The sequence below is a fragment of the Ensifer sp. 4252 genome, from assembly GCF_050434565.1.
GTDB lineage: Bacteria > Pseudomonadota > Alphaproteobacteria > Rhizobiales > Rhizobiaceae > Ensifer.
The window spans coordinates 1360563-1381207 of record NZ_JBNDIU010000001.1 but is presented as its reverse complement, the minus strand read 5'-3'; the positions used below and the strand labels follow the sequence as shown (position 1 = coordinate 1381207).

Here is a 20645-nt window from a genome sequence, read left to right as displayed (position 1 = left end):
AAGTTTCGGCGTCGAATGACAATGACGACCGGAGATCTGTGGAATGCTCGACCTACGCGTTCACTTCCTTGAAGCGGATGGATCGCTGGCGCCGTGGCGCGAGCAAATCCTGGCAGAAGCGGAGAGCACTGCGCTTCGGGTCGCTGCTGCGGTTTCCGAAACCGACAGTGCTGCTCCGATCGACGTCATCGTCGCGCACCGGAAAGATGAAACGATACCGGAAATCGGGATCGCCGGCTCCTGCTTCCGCCGGGGATTGGTCACCGTCACGCTAGACCCGCACAATGTCCATTTCGCGGGCAGCCTTGGAAACAAGGAGTTCTCCAGGATGCTGACCCACGAATTGCATCACTCGTTCCGGCACGCCGCCTGTGGCTACGGGTTGACCCTCGGCGAGGCTCTCGTCTCCGAAGGGCTGGCGGATGGGTTCGATGCCGAACTGAACGGCGGCGACGGCCATGCCTGGAACCATGCGATTGCTGACGGCGACTGGCTGACGTTGCTGGAACATGCCGAAAGGGAGCTTTGGGCGGACACCTATGATCACCGGGCCTGGTTCTTCGGCTGGAGTCGCTACGGCAAACTGCCGCGCTGGACCGGATATACGATCGGCTACCATCTGGTGAAAACCTATCTCGCCGCGAACCCCGGTGCCCGCCCATCCCGGATGACGGCGACGCCCGCGCCCGACGTGATCGGCGAGGCTTGGCCGCGCCTCAAGGCGCTGATGGCGGCTGCTGCCTGACGGGGCTAGTCTCTGTCGTGGCCGGGCAGCGTGCCGATGTCGTTGATCCAGGGCAGGGCGGAAGAGCGCCAGATCTGTGATTTCGGGGCTAGTTCGCGGCGCTGGTTGACCGTCCCGAGGCGAATGCCGACCTCTTCGGCGTCCTCGTCAGTGCCGGTGGTGTAAACCGGCGAACCGCAGTTCGGGCAGAAGAACTGCAGGCGCTTGCGGCCGTTTTCCGCGGTCTTGACGTAAAGCTTCGGCTCGCCGCCGGTCAGCCGGAAATTCTTACGGGCCGTGCCTGCCGACACCCGGTAGGCCGTTCCCGTCAGCCGTTGGCAATCGGTGCAGTGGCAGATTGCGACATGGTCCGGATCGATCTCCGCCTCATAGGTCACGAAGCCGCAATGGCATTGTCCGTCGATCCGCATGGCACAGCCTCCCTGAGAAGCTGTAACCTAGGGCGCCTCGGTTCCTGCGTCCATCCATGGGGCAGCATGCGGTGCCGATCGGTGCGCACTCTAAAGCGCGTCGCGATCTCTAGGATTCGCTGACTGCGCTTTGAGTGCTTGTGCCTGCGCATGTCGTTATCGCAAAAACCGCTGCGCACTTTTGCGCGACCTGCTCTAGGTCCTGACGGCCGAGTGCGCGATCTAGCTGCTAAACGCCGGTAAACAGCCACTCGTGTTCGCGGGCGTTGTGGAACTTCCAGACCCGCTTCGGGCCTGCCATGACGTTGAGATAATAGACGTCGTAGCCGTGAATGGCGGCAACCGGGTGATATCCCCTGGGCACCAGCGTGACGTCGCCGTCTTCCACTGCCATGGTCTCGTCCAGCGAACGATCGTCGGTATAGACGCGCTGCATAGCAAATCCCTGCGGCGGATTGAGGCGGTGATAATAGGTCTCTTCCAGGTAGCTCTCGGCCGGCAGATCGTCCTGGTCATGCTTGTGCGGCGGATAGGAGGAGGTGTGGCCACCGGGCGTGATCACTTCGACCACCAGCAGCGACTGGGCGGCGCTATCGTCCTCGGGCATGATGTTGGTGACATAGCGGGTGTTGGTGCCCTTGCCGCGGGTCATCTGCGGGTGTGTTCCCGGCTTGATCACCTTGGCCTTGAAACCCTCGCCGCCCGGTGCCGAGCAGATCGCCAGATCGAGATCGGTCGTTGCGGTTGCCTGCCAGCGGCTGCCCTTCGGCACGTAGACGGCATAGGGTTGCCCCTCGAACGGCGTCATGCGCTCGCCGAGTTCGCCGAAATCCTCGCCATCGACCGAGACCTTCGCCTTGCCCGACACCAGCACAAGGCAGACTTCCTTGTCGCCTGCCTCGCCCTCTGTCTTCTCGCCCGGCTTCAGCCGGTTGAGCGCAAAGCCGACATAGGTCCAGCCGGCGCTTTCGGGCGTGACGTTCTGCATCAAGCCAGACTTGGCCTTCGGTTTGACGAGCAACTTGGACATGTGACGGTCTCCCTCATTCATTTTCCGGAGCGCGCCGAGCGTGTGGCATGCCCCTCACCCTAACCCTCTCCCCGCAGGCGGGGAGAGGGTACTTTGGAATTCGCAGCACGCTCTCCGCCTCGCGTCTTGAGTGGGCAAAGAGCTAGCGTCATATCCCTTCTCCCCGCGAGCGGGGAGAAGGTGGCGGCAGCCGGATGAGGGGCATTCCCCTTCGAGCGCCGCAACCGAAAAGGCGGCTTACTTGTCGAGGCCGGCTTCCCCGGCAAATGCCTTCAGCGATTTCAGCCCCAGAGACTGGTACTCGAAAGGATTACGCACGGCCGAATCCTGTTCCGCCTCGATCACCAGCCAGCCATCGTAGTTGTGCTCAGCGGCGATTTTCAGGACGGGGAGAAAATCGACCCCGCCTTCGCTGTCGCCCGGAACGGTAAAGACGCCACGGCGCACGCCCTCGAGGAAGGAGAGGCCTTCGCCCTCGACGACCTTGCGCACTGCGGTGCGGACGTTCTTGCAGTGGATATGGCGGACGCGGTGCATGTATTTCTTCGCGACCTCGGCCGGATCGGAGCCACCGAACCAGGCATGGCCGGTGTCGAGCAAAAGCTTGGTCGCCGGGCCGGTGTTCTGCATCAACAGGTCGATTTCCTCGCCGGTCTGTACGATCGTGCCCATGTGGTGATGGTAGACGAGATCGATGCCCTGGTCGGCGCAATATTGCGCGATCGCTTCGAGGTCGGCGCCGAATTTTTGCCACTGGTCCGCCGGCAGCACCGGCTTGTCGTTGGCGACCGACTTCGTGTCGTCGCCGTGGATGGCGTTCGAGGTTTCGCAGACGATCGCCACCTTGCAGCCATTGTGCTTCAGAAGGTCGAGATGCGGCTGGATCGCCTTCTTCTCTGTCTCGACATCATGGGTAAGCAGGTTGGTCGAGTGCCAGCCGGAGACGAAGACGAGGTCGTAGGCGGCGAGCTTGGCCTTCAACGCTTCCGGATCGGAAGGCATCTTGTGCCCTTTCTCGATGCCGTCGAAGCCGATCTTCTGGCAATCGGAGAGGCAATCCTCGAGCGTCAGATGCGCGCCGATCGAATGATCGTCGTCGTTGCTCCAGGCGATCGGGTTGGTTCCGTAGCGGATCATGTCAGTCGTTTCCTATAGTATTGTCCGCGCAGGCGGATCGTTCGTTTGTCTCATTGCGGCGGAAGGGGAGGGGGATGGCCCCTCATCCGGCTGCCGCCACCTTCTCCCCACCGGTGGGGAGAAGGGATGTGCCGCGCCCTCCAACGTCCCCTTTCCCCGCTGGCGGGGAGAGGGCTGGGGTGAGGGGCTACTCGCCGAAAAGCGCCTGCAACGGGATCGCAGGCGCCGGATTGCTTGTTTTTAGCCGAAGCGCTGGGAGGTCAGTGCCTTTTCGTAGCCCTTGCGGGCTTCGTTGACTTGGCTGCGCTCCGAAACCTCGGGGACGGCGACATCCCACCAGTGGCCGCCTTCGTCGGTGGTGATCAGCGGGTCGGTGTCGATGACGATCACGGTGGTGCGCGCTTCGCCGGCCGTTTCCTTCAGCGCCGATTCCAGCTCCGAGATCGAGCCGACCTTGCGGGTGAGGGCGCCCATGGCTGCCGCGTGCGCGGCAAAATCGATCGCCGGTAGTTCGACATGGTGCGTGTCGCGCAACAGGTTGTTGAAGTTGGCGCCGCCGGTTTCCATCTGCAGCCGGTTGATGCAGCCGTAGCCGGCATTGTCGAGCAGCACGATGGTGATCTTTGCGCCGAGCATGATCGACGAGGCGATCTCGGAGTTCAGCATCATGTAGCTGCCATCGCCGACCATGACGATGACATCGCTTTCGGGACGGGCGAGCTTGGCGCCGAGGCCGCCGGCGACTTCATAACCCATGGTCGAGAAGCCGTATTCCATGTGGTAGCCGCCGGGCGTTTCCGCCTGCCAGAGCTTGTGCAACTCGCCGGGTAGACCGCCAGCCGCGCAGACGAGGACGGTATCCGATCCGCCGCGCGCACGCTGTACCGCGCCGATGACCTGTGCGTCCGACGGCAGCGCCGCATTGGTCGTCGCCGTCGCCTTGTCGGCGGCTTTCAGCCACTCCGCCTTGCCGGCCCTTGCCTTGTCGGTCCAGGCGGCTTCGGCCTTGTGATTGCCGAGTCCGGCGGAAATCCGCTCGAGACCGATGCGCGCGTCGGCGACCAGCGGCAGCCCCTCATGCTTGGCCGCATCGAACGGTTGGACATTGAGGCCGACGATCTTCAGCCCGTCGTTCTTGAAAAGCGACCAGGAGCCGGTGGTGAAGTCCTGCAACCGCGAGCCGACGGCGAGCACGACGTCGGCCGCTTCCGCCAGCTGGTTGGAGGCCGACGTGCCGGTCACGCCGACCGAACCCATGTTGAGCCGATGGCTGTGCGGCAGGGACGACTTGCCCGCCTGCGTCTCGACGACGGGGATGCCGTGTTTTTCTGCGAAGCCTGCCAGCACCTCGCTGGCTTCCGAATAGAGCACGCCGCCGCCGGCGATGATCACCGGCTTTTTAGCTGCCTTCAACGCAGCGATCGCCGCTGCCAGTTCGTCCGCATCAGGCTCGATGCGGCGTGAAGACCAGACTTTTTCGTCGAAGAAGTTTTCCGGATAGTCATAGGCCTCCGCCTGCACGTCCTGGCACAAAGAGAGCGTGACCGGGCCGCAATCGGCCGGATCCGTCAGCACCTGCATGGCGCGGCGAAGCGCCGGGATGATCTGTTCCGGCCGGATGATGCGGTCGAAATAGCGCGAGACGGGGCGGAAGCAGTCGTTAGCCGAGATGGTGCCGTCGGCAAAACCTTCCACCTGCTGCAGCACCGGATCGGGCCGGCGGTTGGCGAAGACATCGCCGGGCAGGAACAGCACCGGCAGGCGGTTGACGTGGGCAAGAGCTGCCGAGGTCACCATGTTGAGGGCGCCGGGGCCGATCGAGGTGGTGCAGGCCATGAAGCGGCGGCGGAAGCTCGCCTTGGCAAAGGCGATCGCGGCATTGGCCATGCCCTGCTCGTTCTGGGCGCGGTAGGTCGGCAGCGTGTCCTTGATGCCGTGCAGCGCCTCGCCGACGCCGGCAACGTTGCCATGGCCGAAGATGGCGAAGACACCGCCGAAGATCGGCACCTTTTTGCCGTCGATGACGGTCATCTGGCGGGTCAGGAACCGCGCCACGGCCTGTGCCATGGTCAGGCGCACGGTCTTCTGGCTCATACTCTGTTTCCTCCTCGTGGCGAAATCATCCCGTTTCGCCCACTGAATCATTGCTTGGACTGGGGCCGGTACGAGAACCAGCCCCGATCCTATGCCGCCTTTGTTTCACCCAGCTGCAGCCAGAGATCCACCAGCGCCTTGAATTTTCCTGCCATGTCGGCGATCGCCTGCTCGTCGGTCATGGTGCCGCCGAGCCAGGCCTTGCTGGCATCGGCAAAGATCGTGCGGCCGACGGCAAAACCCTTCACCGTTTTCGAGGTGCGGGCCGCGGCAAAGCCGTCCTTCAGCGCCTCATAGGGCGCTTCGAGGCCAAGCAGCACAACGCCACGGCAGAGCGGGTCGCGCTCTTCGATGACCGCATCGATCGCCGCCCAGGCGCTGCGGCTTGCCTGCGGCTCGAGCTTCCACCAGTCGGGCTTGAGGCCGGCATCGTAGAGCTCGTTGAGCGCGCGCGGAATGGTCTGGTCGTCGAGCTTGCCGTGTTTGCCGGCGATGATCTCGATCAGGATTTCGCGGCCGACCTTGCGCGCCGCCTCGAAGGCCGAGCGCAGCTTGGCAACCTGCGTCGCCTTCATCTCGGCCGGATCGTCAGGATGGTAGAAGGACAGCACCTTGATGCAATGGTCGACGGGCCAGTCGATCAGGCGGCTACCGAGATCCTGGCTGAATTCGAACTGCAGCGGCCGCGAGCCCGGAAGCTCGATCGGCTTGCCGATCCAGAAGTCGTGGTGGGCGCCGGCGGCATAAAGCGCGTCGCGGCCGTATTTGTCGTCGATCAGCATGCCGAAGCCGGAGCGGCCGGCAGCAACTTGCGCGGCGGCCTTGACCGCCAGAACCTTGAAGGCGGGAATGCGGGCAAGCAGGTCGGGATTGCCTGCGGCCGCATCCTCGAGCTGGCTGCGATGGTCGATCGCGAGAGCCATCAACAGCGGGATGTCGCGGCGGCGGGTGGTTGCCCAATGCACGTGGTTGATCGCCTCGTCCTTGCGCAGCGCCCGTTCCTTGCTGCCCTTTTCCAGGAAGAACTGCAGTTCGGTCCAGGTCGGGATCTCCGGCGCGCAGAGCAGGCGGGAAACGGCAAAGGCGCCGCAGGCGTTGGCCCAGGTGGCCGAGGTCGCATGCGGTTCTTGTCTCAGCCAGCCGCGCAGGAAGCCGGACATGAAGGCGTCGCCGGCTCCGAGCACATTGTAGACCTCGATCGGGAAGCCTTTGCCAATGATGCCGTCTTCGAGATCGTCGGAGATCGGGCCGTCATAGACGATGCAACCCATCGGGCCGCGCTTCAGGACGATCGTCGCCTGCGACAGCGCCCGGATCGTCTTCAGCGCCTGGAGCAGGTCGCTTTCGCCCGACGCGATCAGCACCTCTTCCTCGGTGCCGACGATGAGGTCGCAATCGGCAAGGACGGTCTTGAGGTGGGCCGAGACCCGGTCGGAGGCGATGTAGCGGCTTTCGCCGGCGTCGTGGCCGGCGAGGCCCCAGAGGTTCGGGCGGTAATCGATGTCGAAGACGATCCTTGCGCCGTTTTCCTTGGCAATGCGCATCGCCTTGCGCTGCGCCGCATCGGTGTTGGGTTTGGAAAAATGCGTGCCGGAAACGAGGATCGCCCGTGCCGAGCGGATGAACTCTTCGGAAACGTCGTCTTCGCACAGCGCGTTGTCGGCGCAGTTGTCGCGGTAGAACAGCAGCGGGAAGGACTTGTCGTTCTCGACGGCGAGGATGGCCAGCGCCGTCAGGCGCTCCGGGTCGGTGACGATGCCGCGGGTCTCGACGCCTTCGCGGGTCAGCTGCTCCCGGATGAAGCGGCCCATCTGCTCATCGCCGACGCGGGTGAGCAGCGCCGACTTCAGCCCGAGGCGCGCCGTGCCGACGGAGATGTTGCAGGGGCAGCCGCCGACCGATTTGGCAAAGCTCGCCACGTCTTCGAGGCGGGTGCCGATCTGCTGGCCGTATAGGTCGACCGAGGCCCGGCCTATGGTGATGAGGTCGAGCGGCTTTGCTCCCTGTGACGAAACGTTCTGGCTCACTGCTTCCTCCCCGCGGACGCCTTTGCGGCCCCGACCATTCTCGTTCTGTGGGTGATGCAGGTATGAAACATAAATTCCGGCGTTTCGTCAATATAGAATTTTCATTCTATCCGTTCTATTCCGTCCGCGCCTCTTCCAACAGGCGGTGGCGCTTTTCGGCAATGGCGACCGTCAGCGCCATGGCAAAGGCCATGCTGGCGGACAGCGAGCGGAATCCGGCATGGTCGGCCTCGACCAGTTCGAACCAGACCTTGGAGGATTCGGCGAGCGGCGAGAATGCCGAGTCCGTCAGCGACACCACCGGCACCTTGCGCTCGGCGAGCAGTCGCGCCTGGGTGGCGCTTTCGGAGGCGTAGGGAGAGAAGCTGACCGCAAACGCGGCATCGTTCTTTCCTGCCATCGCCAGCATGTCATCGTCGATGCCGGCGGCGGTTCCGACCAGCTGGTACTTTACCTTCAGCTTGCCGAAGGCATATGCCATGTAGCTGGAGATCGGATAGGAGCGGCGCTTGGCGATCAGGTAGATCGTTTCGGCCTTGGCGAGGATATCGACCGCGCGCTCGAAGGCTTCCGGGTCGACCGAGGTCGCGATGTTGTCGAGCGAGCGGTGGGCCGCGGCGACGAAACCGTTGAAGATCGACTCGCTCTCGAGCTTGCTGTGCTCGTTTTCGCTGAGCGCCTTCAGCCGGTCCTCATAGGCGGGCGTGCGCTCGCGCAGGCGGGCGCGGAAAATCTGCTGCAGGCTGGAGAAGCCCTCGAAGCCGAAGTGCTGGGCAAAACGCACCAGGGTCGACGGCTGGACGTCGGCCGAGGTGGCGATGCTTGCGGCGGTGCCGAAGGCAATCTCGTCGGGATTGTCGAGCGAATAGGCGGCCACCTGCTTCAGCCGTTTCGGCAGTTGCGCCTTTCGCTCCAGAATGACCGCCTTCAGCGCTTCGAAATCCTGCGGAACCTCCGTCGTCGTTTCAGGCGTTGCCATTCTTGTCCGTTTCCAGTCTGAGCGCGTTGCTTTATGACCTCACACTAATCGATCAGCGACGTCTGGGATAGAACAGGCATTCCATTTTTTTTCGCTTTTTCCATTTTCGGCCTTTCGTCAGCCGATCTGCACCCATTCATTGGTCTTTGCCGACTGGTAGGTGGCCGACAGCACCTTCTGGACTTCGTAGCCTTCGCGAAAATCGGTCGATGGCGATTTGCCCTTGGCGATCGCCTGCAGAAACTCATTGACCTCGATGGCCTTCAGATCGTTGAAGCCGATCTGGTGGCCGGGGGCGACGCAGAAGGCGCCGTAAGGCGGATGCTCTGGTCCGGCCCAGATGGTGCGGAAGCCGCGGGTGCGGATATCGTCGCCGGTGTAATAGACGCGGATCTCGTTCAAGCGCTCCTGGGTGAAGACGATGCTGCCCTTGGAACCGTAGATCTCGAAATCGTGCTGCATCTTGCGGCCGGTGGCGATCCAGTTTGCCTCGAAGCTGCCGGTTGCGCCGTTTTCGAAGCGCACGAAGGCGCGGGTGATGTCATCGACCTCGACGGCGCGCATCTCGCTCGCACCGGCAGAGACGGGACGCTCAGGGATCTGGATGATGGTTTCGGCCAGCACCGATTGAATCGGGCCGACGAGATGACGCATGGAGGCGATGATGTGGCTGCCGATATCGGCAAGCGCTCCGCCGCCGCTTGCCGGGTTCAACCGCCAGCCCCACGGCACCGAGGCATCGGCCATGAAGTCTTCGGCGTGGACGCCGCGCATGGAGCGGATCTCGCCGATCTCGCCGCTTTCGATGATGTCCTTGGCGAGGAAGATCAGCGGGTTCTTCAGGTAGTTGAACCCGACCTGAGTAATGACACCGGCCTTTTCCGCAGCCGCGACCATTTCGGCGCAATCGGCGACCGTCGGTGCCAGCGGTTTCTCGCAATAGACGTGCTTGCCATGGGCGATCGCCGCCATCGCCATCTCCTTGTGCAGAAGGTTCGGCGTGGTGATGTCGATGATGTCGATGTCGGGGTCGGTCAAAAGTTCGCGCCAGTCCACCGTCGCCTTGCGAAAGCCGAGGCGCCGGCGTGCGTTTTCCGCGCTGTCGGTGGTCACATCGGCAACCGAAACCAGGTCAAGCTCGAAAGGCAGGTCGAACACCCGCGCGGCGATGGTGAAGCCAAGCGCATGCGCCTTGCCCATGAAGCCCGTGCCGATCAGGCCGACGCCCAGTTTTTTCTTGCTGCTCATGCCATTCCTCCGGGGTCAACGACCTGTGTCGTGGCTCGGAATGAAATGAAATGTGCAGGATTTGTCAATATGGAATATTTGTTCGAAAATACGTTGGTGCGATAAAGAGACATTGGCCCGTGTTCCGGTCGAGACAGCGCGACCGGGTCGCCAAAGATACTCTCTCGCCAGAGCCTGGACGAATTTGTTAACGCATTTTTACCATGTTTCGTCGGAACATCCCTCATGGTTAACGAATCGCATCCGTATGAACGGGGCGAAGCCGGAGTGATGTCAGCATGTGCCGCTGGGCAGCCTATCGCGGGGAGCCGCTCTATCTCGAGGAACTGGTGACCTCTCCGGCGCACTCGCTGATCGAGCAGTCCCATTGCGCCACGCGGGCAAAGACGGCGACCAACGGCGACGGCTTCGGCATTGCCTGGTACGGTGACCACCCGGAGCCCGGACGCTACCGCGATATCCTTCCCGCCTGGTCCGACTGCAATCTGAAGAGCATCGCCCGCCAGATCCGCTCGCCGCTATTCCTTGCCCATGTGCGGGCGTCGACCGGCGGCGGCACACGGCGCGACAACTGTCATCCCTTCGTCTTCGGCCGCTGGTCCTTCATGCACAACGGCCAGATCGGTGATTTCGAGCATTTGCGCCGGCCGATGGAGAGCATGCTCGACAACGACCTCTATTCGGCGCGCACCGGCACGACGGATTCCGAGCTTCTGTTCCTGCTCGCCATGCAGTTTGGTCTCGACCACAATCCGCTTGGCGCCATCGCCGAGGCGCTGGCCTTCATCGAACAGCTTGCCGAACATCTGGAGCGCCAGGTTCTGGTGCGCTTCACCGCCGCCTTCTCCGACGGCCACGATCTCTATGCGGTGCGCTACGCCTCCGACTGGAAGGCGCCGACGCTCTACGCAGCACCCATGGGCCCAAGCGGCGGTTACTGTCTTGTCTCCGAACCGCTCAATGACGACGACGGCGCCTGGGTCGAAATCCCCGACGGCACGGCCGTGATCGTCGGCGAAAACGGCGTCGACGTTCGGCTGTTCTCGACGCAAGGGGCGCCGGTGCGGAAGTATCGTTCGGCCTGAGCCGTCATCCTGCCTGGCGGACGAAGGCGACCGCATGATTCGCTACGCTGTCGCTGCCCCTCATCCCGCTGCCGCGACCTTCTCCCCGCAGGCGGGAGAAGGGATATGTCGCACTCTCACCGAACCCATCAATCCATTGCGAACGCTTCTCTCGCGCAGGGCAAGTCCCGTCGCCCCGCTTGCGGGGAGAGGGTTATGGTGAGGGGCTTTGCGCCAATTGGCCGATTGATCAGCCCCGTCCTTTGCGCTCCAGCTCGGCCGCAATCAATGCGGCGAGCTTTTCTGCAACGGCTTCCTTGTCCATCTCCGGCCAGTCGTCGTTGCCGTCGGCCGAGATCAGCTTCACCCGGTTGCGGTCGCCGCCCATGATGCCGGTCGCCGGCGAGACGTCGTTGGCGAGGATATAGTCGGCGCCCTTGCGTTCGAGCTTGGAGCGGCCGTTGTCGGCAACGTTTTCCGTCTCGGCGGCAAAGCCGACGACGAGCTTCGGCCGGTCGGCATGATGGCCGACCGTCTTGAGGATGTCCGGGTTCTCTGCCAGTTCGAGCGGTGGCGGCGCTGCGCCCGGCTTCTTCTTGATCTTGTTGCCGGCGGCACTGGCCACCCGCCAGTCGGCAACGGCCGCAACCATCACTGCGACGTCGGCCGGAAGGGCCGTGAGCACCGCATCGCGCATCTCCTCGGCGCGCTCCACATGGATCATTTTGACACCAGACGGATCGGGGATCGTCACCGGGCCGGAAACCAGCGTCACGTCTGCACCGAGCCTGGCGAGTGCCGCAGCGATGGCGTGGCCCTGCTTGCCGGAGGACCGGTTGGCGATATAGCGCACCGGGTCGATCGGCTCGTGCGTCGGGCCTGATGTCACCACCGCCTTGCGTCCGGCAAGCGGCTTCGGTCCACCGGAAAGCAGGTTCTCCACGGCAGCGACGATCGCCAGCGGCTCGCTCATCCGCCCTTCTCCAGCTTCGCCGCCTTCCGCCATTTCGCCGGCTTCCGGGCCGATGAAACGGATGCCGTCGGTGGCAAGCGTCGCGCGGTTGCGCCGGGTTGCCGGATGCGCCCACATCTTTGGGTTCATCGCCGGTGCGACCAACACCGGACGGTCGGTGGCAAGCAGGATGGTCGAGGCAAGATCGTCGGCATGGCCGTTTGCCATCTTCGCCATCAGGTCTGCGGTCGCAGGCGCGACGACGATGAGATCGCATTCGCGCGCCAGGCGGATATGGCCGACATCCTGCTCGTCCTCGCGCGAAAACAGATCGAGATAGACATGCGAGGCGGAGAGCGCGCCGACGGCAAGCGGTGTCACGAACTGTTGCGCACCGGCGGTCATGACAGGGCGGACCCTGGCGCCGCGCTCGCGCAGGCGGCGGATAAGGTCCAGGCTCTTATAGGCCGCAATGCCGCCGGAAATGATCAGGAGAATGCGTTTGCCCGACAGTGTCATCGCGTCCCGGCCCTTCGGCCGCCTTCTTTCCCGGCATTTTCGCCGGTCAATCCCGTGTGTTCGACCGCATCCTTCCAGCGGGTTTGTCGGTGGAGGGATGTGGTTGGCGGCGACCCTACTTGAGCGTTTCATCCGGCGCAACGTGTCTGGGCGGAACGCCTCAATCGCAGGCGTTGGGGGTGAGGGCTGCGCGCGCTCTGCGAGGCGTTCGGCAACCATCGTACGGCGGCAGCAGATCAGGCGATCCTGGCCGCGTTCCCTTGGAGCGGCGAATATCCCTTGGTATCTCACAGCCGAAGGCGCATAGTACATCCATCATCGACCGATCGAACGGGCGTCGGTGGCTGAGAGATCGTTACGCTTTCGCCCCAACAGAGGAGATCGCGTGATGCACCCCATCGACGGATTTCGTGGGCGACCGATCCTTGCCAAGGACTTCCCGATGGTTGCCGATGTTTTTCGGGATGCCGTCCGGGTACGATACCCGACGCTTGATCGCGAAGAGGCGGAGGCAATCCTGGCCCGTCTCATGGACTTGCACCACAGTCGTATCGAAGGCCGGCCGCCCCTAGGCCAATAGCCGCGAACCGGCGGATCTGGCGTCCTCAGCCGCTAAAACGCATTGCAGACGCCGCGCGAGATTTCTGCGCGGCTTGCAATAGCGCACCTCACAAGACGACACGCAGGCGATCGCGTGGCCCAGGCCCAATGGCCGTTGGGCACTTCGACGCCAGGGAGAATGCCATGCTTCATACCTTCGCAACGCATATTCGCCGCTATGATTACACGCTTGCCGCAATCAAGATGTCGCTCGTCCTGTCCTTGCTGGTGATCGTGCTCATCACACTGAACGGCCTCGCCTGGTAGTTGTCCAAAGGCGGCATCCTCTGCCCCCGACCGGGCCCACGCTCGTGTGCCGCCCACGCCGTTCGTGTTCCAACCCCCTCTCCAATCGATCAGTGCCGAACGCGGCTGGATCGGCTTCAAGGCAAGCAGAATGTGGGATTTACGGATGCGAGGAGTGCTTCCCCAACGGAAAAAGACAGAGCAGCGGCCACTGGCTCGCGGTTGGCGTCGCGAGGCTATGGCATCCTTGCCTTGAAGAAAACACGATCGCTGCTATCTTTACGACGATAGAAATGACCACAGGATACACGCAGCGATGGATTTCCACCTGACAGCAAAGCCCACACTTTTTGCCATCAGGGAAATCTGTATCCATGCCTGTTTCGATCTCACTCTCCCATCTCACCTGGTCCACGCCTGACGGCCGCAGCCTCTTTTCCGATCTGAGCCTGACGTTCGGCCCGGCGCGCTCGGGTCTCGTCGGGCGCAATGGCGTCGGCAAAAGCACGCTTTTGAAGCTGATTGCCGGAACGCTCCAGCCGCAGGCCGGCGCAGCCTCGGTCGACGGCAGCCTCGGCATCCTGCGCCAGACGGTGCAGGTCGCCGAACACGAAACCGTCGCCGAACTCTTCGGCATTGCCGATGCGTTGGCGCTTCTCAGCCGCGCGGAGGAAGGCGCTGCCAGTATCGACGAACTGTCGATCGCCGACTGGACGCTGGAGGCGCGGCTGGAAGCCGCTCTTGCCCGCCTCGGTCTTGCGGCAGAGGCACAGACGCCGCTCTCATCGCTTTCCGGCGGGCAGCTGACCCGTGCCAAGCTGGCGGCGCTGGTCTTTACCGATCCCGATTTCATCCTGCTCGATGAACCCACCAACAATCTCGATCGCACCGGGCGCGAAGCGGTCATCGAACTGATGGCGAACTGGCGCGGCGGCGCCATCGTCGTCAGCCACGATCGCGAGCTGCTTGATACGATGGATTCGATCGTGGAGCTCACCTCTCTCGGCGCCACCAGCTATGGCGGCAACTGGAGTCACTATCGCGAGCGCAAGGCGATCGAACTCGCCTCGGCCCGGCACGACCTTGCCGACGCGGAACGGCGTCTTGCCGAGGTCGACCGCAAGACGCAGGAGATCGCGGAGCGCAAGGCCCGCAAGGATGGCGCCGGTCGCAGCAAGCGTGCCAAGGGCGACCAGCCGCTTCTATTGCTGGATGCGAAGAAGGAACGCAGCGAGAAGACCGGCGGTGATAATGCGCGCCTTGCCGAACGCCGACGCGATCAGGCGCTCGGCGATCTCGCTGCTGCTCGCGAACGCATCGAGATCCTCCAGCCGTTTTCGGTCCGGTTGCCTTCGACCGGGCTTCCGCCCGGCCGTGTCGTTCTTCAGGTCGATGACGTGAGCGCCGGCTACGTCCCGGACCGTCCGGTGCTCGCCAACCTGTCCATGACGGTCGCCGGGCCGGAGCGGGTGGCGATCACCGGCCGCAACGGTTCGGGCAAGACGACGTTTCTGTCGCTGATGTCAGGCAAGCTCGCCCCCTGGTCGGGGCAGGTGCGAGTGCTGACGGACTTCGCCATGCTGGATCAGCAGGTGAGCCTGCTCGATCCGGAGCTCTCGATCCGCGACAATTTCCGCCGGCTCAATCCGGGGGGCGGCGAAAATGTCTGCCGGGCGGCGCTCGCGCGATTCATGTTCCGTGCCGACGCGGCACTGCAGCGCGTCTCCAGTCTGAGCGGCGGCCAGATGCTGCGTGCCGGGCTTGCCTGCGTTCTTGGCGGCGACAGCCCGCCGCCGCTCCTGATCCTCGACGAGCCGACCAACCATCTCGACATCGATTCCATCGAAACGGTGGAGGCGGGGCTACGGGCCTTCGACGGGGCGCTCATCGTCGTCAGCCACGACGAGGCGTTTCTGGAGGCGATCGGGATAACGCGGCGGATCGATCTGTCTCAGAAGCGGGAAGGCCGTCGTTCCGCTGCGCGTTAGGCGGAGTGGTGGCGGGCGTTACTGCGCCCATTTCACGTCGCCGGTAAAGGCGATCGTCAGCCAGCGGTCGCGCCCGGCCTCGCCGATTTCCGCGCCGATCTCGGCGCGGATCGCATCGAGGCTCGCAAGTGTGTCCACCCGGGTCTCGGCCGATCCGATCAGGTAGATCTCGATCAGCCGCGCGCGGCCGACCTTGGCAACATAGGTGCGGTAGTCCGAGAAGCCGTGGCGGCTTGCAGCGTTGCTTGCTGCCTCGCGCACCTTTTCGTCGAGTTCGGCGGGAGCGATGAGGAAGATTTCCTTCAGCGCCGCATAAACGGTCTTCAGCGGAAGCGGGATCAGGCAAAGCGTCAGAACGACCAGGATTGCCGGGTCGGCATAGGGTGTCCAGCCTTCATAGGCGGTGCCCTTCAGCATCGCGGCGACCACGAACGCGACGAGCAGGGCTGCGGTGATCGTGCCCGACATCGCCCAGGCGCGCACATCGAGCGCGAGGAATTCCGAGCCGATCGTGCGGTTCGCCCGCCGCCCGTAGATAAACAACACGATGCAGATGACAACGACGACCGCGGCATAGGCGATCGCCCAGTCGAAGGCGAGTTGGCGACCACCCGACAGCAGCGAGTCGACGGCGTTGATGAGGGCGTAGAACGAAAGCGTGGCGAGCAGGCCGGCGTTGAGCAACAGGACCATCGGCTCGATATGCCAGAAGCCCATCTGAAACCGGCTGCTTTCCCTCGGGATCAGCCGTGTCACCCCCAGCGCCAGCAGCGTCATGGCTGCGTCGACCGCGGAAAACACGCCGTCGAACACGATCGACACCGATCCGGACAACAGGCCGAAGAGCACGCCGGTCGCACCGACGACGATTGTCGCGGCGATCGATCGCTTGAGGACGGTTTGTTCGGTCGCGGTGGTCATGATCTTGTATTCACTCCTGTTTCGACGCGGTGCTTAGGCGGTGCCGGTGACGAAATGGTGACGGCGAGATCTCAGATCGTGTGATGGTAGCGTCTCCCAATGACGAGCAAACGCGGCAGGAATTGCCCGCAAAGCGCGTTGTGGCCATCAGGGATGCGACCGAGAAGCCCAAGCATGGACGACTACGAACGGGAATATCGCCGCTTGCGCCGCGATGGGCTTGTGGGATGGGGAGCGTCGCACCCCGCCAAGGATATCGCACGCTGGCGCTCGATCAACGCCTGGTGGGATCACGTGACGAGGATCTGCCGTCCATCGCCTCGTTGACGGAGTGTCGCCGTTCCGGCCCTACTGCATGTTTCCTTAAATCGTATTCGATTTAAGGATAAAAACATGCAGCAATTCAAAGTGCTACAGCGACCTTTGCGCTAATAAGACGCGCGGCGCTGTAGGCGAATTGACTGAGCCGCAGGAGGTCTCCGCCGATGGTTCTGCCATCGAGCGCGCCCGCACGTGCCGCCTGCGGGCGGGGCGGCGGCATGGCGTGGCCGATTGCAAACAGCAGCGCGCTTGCCGCCGAAATCAACGCGAACAGCAGGAACATACCGGCGCCGCCGATCGCACCGAGCGCAAGGCCGCCGATGAGCGGTCCAAGGAAGTTGCCGACCGAAGACAGCGAGTGTGCGCCGAAGTAGGTGCCGCGATTGCCGGCATCCGAAATGCCGTCGACGAGCACATATTCCGAAGGCACGACGAGCACCTCGCCGATGGTGAAGAGGACCATCGAGGCGATGAGCATTTCGACGCCGGACGAAGCTGCAAAGCCGATTTCGCCCAGCAGGAACAGCAAACAGCCGAGCGACAGCGCCCGAAGCGCGCCGATGCTTTCAATGACGAAGCGGGCAGGCGTGCTGGCGATCAGCACCGTCGCGGCGTTGGTCGAAACCAAGAGCGCGAAGAGGGTGACGCCATCCTCGAATCCGGTGTTGAGATATTGCGACAACGTCACCGACCACTGACCATGCACGGCCAGCAATAATGTGCCGCCGATGACGAAGAAGACCAGCCGACGGTCGCGCAGGGCGGCGACAAGCCCACGCCAGCCACCGGTCGCCTGTGATGCCGCCGCAGTATCTGCCATCGGCCCGTTGCGCGCTTCGGGCACGGTGAAGAACAGCACGAGGCCGAAGGCTGCGTGCATGAGACCGGCAATGACGAACAGTGTCGCATAGGCAGCCCCGATCCAAACGCCGATCAGCGGCCCGACCGCCCAGCCGGCATTGATGGCGAGATAGCGCCAGGAAAACACCCGCAGGCGCAGATGCGCCGGCGCGGCATCGCTCATCAAGGCGCGTGAAACCGGCTCGTAGACCGCGGCTGCGACAGCCGAGACGATATGGCACAGCGCGAAGGCGGCGATCGATTGGGCCAGTCCGAGCCCGGCAAGCGCCAGTCCGGCCATGCAAAGTGCCGCAGTGAGCACACCCTTTCGACCGATGCGGTCAGAGAGGGTGCCGGCAAAGGGGCTGATCATCGCGCCGATGAGCGGACCGGCGCCGATCAAGGCGCCGATGCCGGCCGGGCTGAGCCCGAAATCCTTCTGCAGGCGGATCGCCAGGAAGGTCAGGCTCATGCCCTTGGCGATCGTCACCACGCCGGAACCTCCGATGAGAAGCAGCGCAATCAGGCGACCCGCACGTTCGGAATAGGCATTCATGGCAGATACTCGCAGGCTTGCGACCGCCGATGTTCGGTGACGAACGCTGGGCCGCCGGGAAGGGAATCTCGTTTGGGCGATTACACCCGTCGCGTGTGCGCGACAAGGGGTGCGACTGTGGAGCAATCATCGGGCGGCGAGCGTGGATGATGTGTGCCGGTTCCCCATCGAGTGCTTGCCTGCCACTTCGCCACGCGAGGCGTATCAGCGGTGGCTCGTCCGGTCGTGGCCGCGGCAGGCCTGTCTGGAGATGAGGGCGCGTTTGCCGGCGCCCGGCAACGGTTAGTCGTTTTTCATCCTTTGTTGCCATTCCGCATAGAGCCGTACCGCCTCGGCGTCGTCGACCGGCACATGGCGGAAGCGCATGGACTGCTCGTCCAAAGGTTTTGCCAGCTCGGCATAGATCGCCGCTGTCGATAGACCATACGGCTCAGCGTCGGCATTCGAGTGGGCGTAGGCGATCTCGGTGATGCCGGCCATGCGCATGGCCGCAAGGCACATGGGGCAGGGCTGGCCGCTGGCATAGATTGCAACGCCTTCAAGCCGGGGCGAGCCGAGGCGCTTTGCCGCGAGGCGAAGGGCGTTCATCTCGGCATGCGACGTCGGATCACCGGTCTTGATCATCTCGTTGACGCCTTCGGCGATCACTTCGCCGTTTCGAACGGCGACCGCGCCGAAGGGACGGCCGCCTTTTTCGATATTGGCGCGGGCAAGGGCGACGGCCTCGCGGAGAAAGCGCTTTTCCTGGTCCATATCCCCTCCTGAACTCAACGGGCGCCGGCGGCGACGAGCAGCGTTTCGATCTTGCCGTAGCCGCGTTGCCGGGCGTGGGTAAGCGGGCTCACGCCCTCGCGATCGGCAAGATTGACGTTCGCGCCCGCGTCGATCAGCAACCGCACGATCTCCGTATGCTTTTCGCCGCCGGTGCCGAGGATGACGGCTTCGATCAGCGCCGTCCAGCCGAGCCGGTTGACGTGGTCGACATCGATGCCCGCCTCGATCAGCGTCTTCACCGTCTCGACGTGGCCGCGTTCGGACGCAGGGATCAGCGCCGTGCCGCCGTAACGATTGGTGCTTTTCAGGTCGGCGCCGTTCTCAAGCGTCAGTTTCAGGATTTCGAGATGGCCCCGCGCGCCGGCATAGAGGTATGGACTGTCCTCAATCTTGTCCTTCGCGTTGACATCCGCACCGGCTTCGATGAGCGCGCGGGCCGCGTCGATGCGGTTTTCGTGCGTGGCAATAAGCAAAGCGGTCGCGCCGCTCGCGTCGCGCGCGTCGAGCGTGGCTCCGCGCTGGATCAATTCACGCAGGTCGGCGGCATTGCCGGCTGCGGCAGCGGCAATCATTTCCTTTTCAAGCATGGCGGCTCCAGCAGAGGCGGGAAGAAGGGCTGAGGCGAGAAGTGCAATCCCGAGCAGCCACCCGGTCGATGGTGAGTTCATGGTTGTCTTTCCAGTCGTATGGCCAGTCGTATGGCCAGTCGTGTCGTCAGCCGGGCAAACGTCGCCCGGCTGCAGGTTTACTGCATAACCCCTGAAACCGGCATCAATTTGCGGTGAAGTTCATCTGTCACGTTGAAACGCTTCAGCGCCATGCCTGGCGAAAAGTGCAGTAAAAACGGCAACCGGCTGTTGCTTCAGCCGGTTCCCGGTCTTTTCAGGAGAGGCCAGGGCGACTGACGCGGCAACTCAGAGCATGGAGCGGCTGAGGCCGCCGTCGACGGGAAGCGCTACGCCCGTCACATAGGCCGCAGGCCGACCCGCCAGAAACGCGGCGGCGGCGCCGAATTCCGCCGGCGTTCCATAGCGGCCGATCGGAATATCCGCCTGGCTGCGTGCGGCTACCGTCGCGATATCGACGCCTTCGCTTTCGGCGTCCATGCGGTCGAAGCTCAAGGTGCGATCGGTCGCAAGCCGCCCCGGCAACAGCATGTTGACGGTCACGCCATCGGCGGCGACTTCGCCGGCCAATGTCTTCAGCCAGCCGGCAACAGCACTTCGAAGCGCGTTGGAGGCCGTCAGGCCCGGGATCGGTTCGCGGATGCTGGTCGAGGCGACGGCAATGATGCGGCCGAAGCCGCGTTCCCTCATGCCGGGCAGGACCCGGCCGGTGATGCGCATGCCGGCCAGCACCATGGTCTCGAACTGCGTCCGCCAGAAATCCGGCTCGATGGTGGACGCAAGCGACGGCGGCGGCCCGCCGCCGTTCAGGACCAGAATATCGATCGCGCCGAAATCGGCGGCGAGCCGATCGAGCAGCGCATCGAGGCTCTCGGGCCTGGAAAGATCGAGTGCAAAACCGCGGGCGGTCGAGCTGATCTCGGCCGCGACTTTTTCGGGCGACGCAGCATCGCGACCGGTCAGCGCGACGGCAACGCCTTCGACCGCGAGCGCTTCGGCGATGCCGCGTCCAAGCCCCTTGCTGCCGCCGAGTACGAGTGCCTTTTTGCCTGTGATGCCGAGGTCCATTTCTGTCTTCCTTCCCATGCGATTTCCGTTGCTGCTTTTGGAGCCCGGCAGCGACGCGGCGTCAATGGGGCAGAGGAACGGAAGGCGTAATTCGGACGCAGGATGGCAAGGGACCAGACGTCAAAAAGCCCGGCCGGAAACCGACCGGGCTTCGTGCCCCTCGCCCCTTGCCGCCGTTAACGGCAGATTCGGATGCGCTCGTAGTAGACGTTGCCGTAATGATCGTAGCGCCTGACCTTCTTGATGAAGCAATAGGGTCGGTATTCGTAGTAGCCGCCGCCGTAGTAACCGTCGACGTAACCGATCTGGCCGCTCCAGCCATGGCCGTAGGTGCCGTTGCCGAAGCCGATCGTCACGCCGCCAGCCTGCGAAGGCGCGGCAAAGGAAACGGCGGCGGTGATTGCGACGGCCGCTGCGATGATGATCTTGCGCATGATGCTCTCTCCTCCGGTGATTGGAATGAACTCCCGTCATCCATGAGGAGAAGATCGCATGGGGGC

20 protein-coding genes are annotated in these 20645 nt (G+C 63.6%); 6 read left to right on the top strand and 14 right to left on the bottom strand.

Going from position 1 to position 20645, the window contains the following annotated elements; all coding sequences use genetic code 11:
- Positions 1-43 precede the first annotated feature (43 nt).
- The gene (locus ABIE33_RS06690; protein ID WP_429122883.1) at positions 44-745 is read left to right on the top strand and encodes a DUF2268 domain-containing putative Zn-dependent protease; all 702 of its coding nucleotides are present in this window, start codon (positions 44-46) and stop codon (positions 743-745) included.
- A gap of 5 nt (positions 746-750) precedes the next feature.
- Here ABIE33_RS06690 and ABIE33_RS06685 read toward each other — a convergent pair whose 3' ends face one another.
- The 7 genes from ABIE33_RS06685 to ABIE33_RS06655 all read right to left on the bottom strand — a co-directional run bounded on the left by ABIE33_RS06685 (position 751) and on the right by ABIE33_RS06655 (position 9670).
- The gene (locus ABIE33_RS06685) at positions 751-1155 is read right to left on the bottom strand and encodes a GFA family protein (RefSeq protein ID WP_429122880.1); all 405 of its coding nucleotides are present in this window, start codon (positions 1153-1155) and stop codon (positions 751-753) included.
- A 229-nt stretch (positions 1156-1384) separates the two neighbouring features.
- The gene (gene iolB / locus ABIE33_RS06680) at positions 1385-2185 is read right to left on the bottom strand and encodes a 5-deoxy-glucuronate isomerase (protein ID WP_429122879.1); all 801 of its coding nucleotides are present in this window, start codon (positions 2183-2185) and stop codon (positions 1385-1387) included.
- A gap of 237 nt (positions 2186-2422) precedes the next feature.
- Positions 2423-3322, bottom strand: a complete 900-nt coding sequence (gene iolE / locus ABIE33_RS06675; protein ID WP_429122876.1) for a myo-inosose-2 dehydratase — start codon at positions 3320-3322, stop codon at positions 2423-2425.
- Between the two features lie 240 nt (positions 3323-3562).
- Positions 3563-5416, bottom strand: coding sequence for a 3D-(3,5/4)-trihydroxycyclohexane-1,2-dione acylhydrolase (decyclizing) (iolD, locus tag ABIE33_RS06670; protein WP_429122874.1), 1854 nt, complete (start codon positions 5414-5416; stop codon positions 3563-3565).
- 89 nt (positions 5417-5505) lie between these two features.
- Positions 5506-7443, bottom strand: coding sequence for a bifunctional 5-dehydro-2-deoxygluconokinase/5-dehydro-2-deoxyphosphogluconate aldolase (locus ABIE33_RS06665; protein ID WP_429122871.1), 1938 nt, complete (start codon positions 7441-7443; stop codon positions 5506-5508).
- A gap of 115 nt (positions 7444-7558) precedes the next feature.
- Positions 7559-8422, bottom strand: coding sequence for a MurR/RpiR family transcriptional regulator (locus ABIE33_RS06660; protein WP_429122868.1), 864 nt, complete (start codon positions 8420-8422; stop codon positions 7559-7561).
- Positions 8423-8539: 117 nt separating this feature from the next.
- The gene (locus ABIE33_RS06655) at positions 8540-9670 is read right to left on the bottom strand and encodes a Gfo/Idh/MocA family protein (protein ID WP_429122865.1); all 1131 of its coding nucleotides are present in this window, start codon (positions 9668-9670) and stop codon (positions 8540-8542) included.
- Between the two features lie 278 nt (positions 9671-9948).
- Here ABIE33_RS06655 and ABIE33_RS06650 point away from each other — a divergent pair, with 278 nt between their 5' ends.
- Entirely contained in the window at positions 9949-10755 is an 807-nt protein-coding gene (locus tag ABIE33_RS06650; RefSeq protein ID WP_429122862.1) for a class II glutamine amidotransferase, read from the top strand.
- A 229-nt stretch (positions 10756-10984) separates the two neighbouring features.
- On the opposite strand, the gene coaBC is transcribed toward ABIE33_RS06650, so the two are convergent.
- Positions 10985-12205 (bottom strand): bifunctional phosphopantothenoylcysteine decarboxylase/phosphopantothenate--cysteine ligase CoaBC, encoded by a 1221-nt coding sequence (gene coaBC / locus ABIE33_RS06645; RefSeq protein ID WP_429122860.1) that lies wholly within the window; start codon positions 12203-12205, stop codon positions 10985-10987.
- 388 nt (positions 12206-12593) lie between these two features.
- Here coaBC and ABIE33_RS06640 point away from each other — a divergent pair, with 388 nt between their 5' ends.
- The 3 genes from ABIE33_RS06640 (at position 12594) to ABIE33_RS06630 (ending at position 15039) form a co-directional block, all read left to right on the top strand.
- Positions 12594-12785: a hypothetical protein gene (locus tag ABIE33_RS06640; protein WP_429122857.1), complete on the top strand. Its 192-nt coding sequence runs from the start codon at positions 12594-12596 to the stop codon at positions 12783-12785.
- Between the two features lie 164 nt (positions 12786-12949).
- Positions 12950-13072: a hypothetical protein gene (locus tag ABIE33_RS06635; protein ID WP_429122855.1), complete on the top strand. Its 123-nt coding sequence runs from the start codon at positions 12950-12952 to the stop codon at positions 13070-13072.
- A 353-nt stretch (positions 13073-13425) separates the two neighbouring features.
- A complete protein-coding gene (locus ABIE33_RS06630) occupies positions 13426-15039 on the top strand; it encodes an ABC-F family ATP-binding cassette domain-containing protein (protein WP_429122852.1) in 1614 nt (537 codons plus the stop codon).
- Positions 15040-15057: 18 nt separating this feature from the next.
- On the opposite strand, the gene ABIE33_RS06625 is transcribed toward ABIE33_RS06630, so the two are convergent.
- On the bottom strand, positions 15058-15960 hold the full coding sequence (locus ABIE33_RS06625) for a cation diffusion facilitator family transporter (protein WP_429122849.1): 903 nt from the start codon (positions 15958-15960) through the stop codon (positions 15058-15060).
- A 174-nt stretch (positions 15961-16134) separates the two neighbouring features.
- Here ABIE33_RS06625 and ABIE33_RS06620 point away from each other — a divergent pair, with 174 nt between their 5' ends.
- Entirely contained in the window at positions 16135-16287 is a 153-nt protein-coding gene (locus ABIE33_RS06620; RefSeq protein ID WP_429122847.1) for a hypothetical protein, read from the top strand.
- Between the two features lie 76 nt (positions 16288-16363).
- Here the strand turns inward: ABIE33_RS06620 and ABIE33_RS06615 are convergent, their stop codons facing one another.
- The 5 genes from ABIE33_RS06615 to ABIE33_RS06595 form a co-directional block, all read right to left on the bottom strand.
- Positions 16364-17677 carry an MFS transporter gene (locus ABIE33_RS06615; RefSeq protein ID WP_429122844.1) on the bottom strand — a complete coding sequence of 438 codons (1314 nt, stop codon included), beginning with the start codon at positions 17675-17677 and terminating at the stop codon, positions 16364-16366.
- 282 nt (positions 17678-17959) lie between these two features.
- Positions 17960-18430, bottom strand: a complete 471-nt coding sequence (locus tag ABIE33_RS06610; RefSeq protein ID WP_429122841.1) for a nucleoside deaminase — start codon at positions 18428-18430, stop codon at positions 17960-17962.
- 14 nt (positions 18431-18444) lie between these two features.
- On the bottom strand, positions 18445-19023 hold the full coding sequence (locus tag ABIE33_RS06605) for an ankyrin repeat domain-containing protein (RefSeq protein ID WP_429123158.1): 579 nt from the start codon (positions 19021-19023) through the stop codon (positions 18445-18447).
- Between the two features lie 342 nt (positions 19024-19365).
- The gene (locus tag ABIE33_RS06600) at positions 19366-20145 is read right to left on the bottom strand and encodes an SDR family oxidoreductase (protein WP_429123156.1); all 780 of its coding nucleotides are present in this window, start codon (positions 20143-20145) and stop codon (positions 19366-19368) included.
- A 176-nt stretch (positions 20146-20321) separates the two neighbouring features.
- Entirely contained in the window at positions 20322-20579 is a 258-nt protein-coding gene (locus tag ABIE33_RS06595; RefSeq protein ID WP_429122838.1) for a hypothetical protein, read from the bottom strand.
- Positions 20580-20645 lie beyond the last annotated feature (66 nt).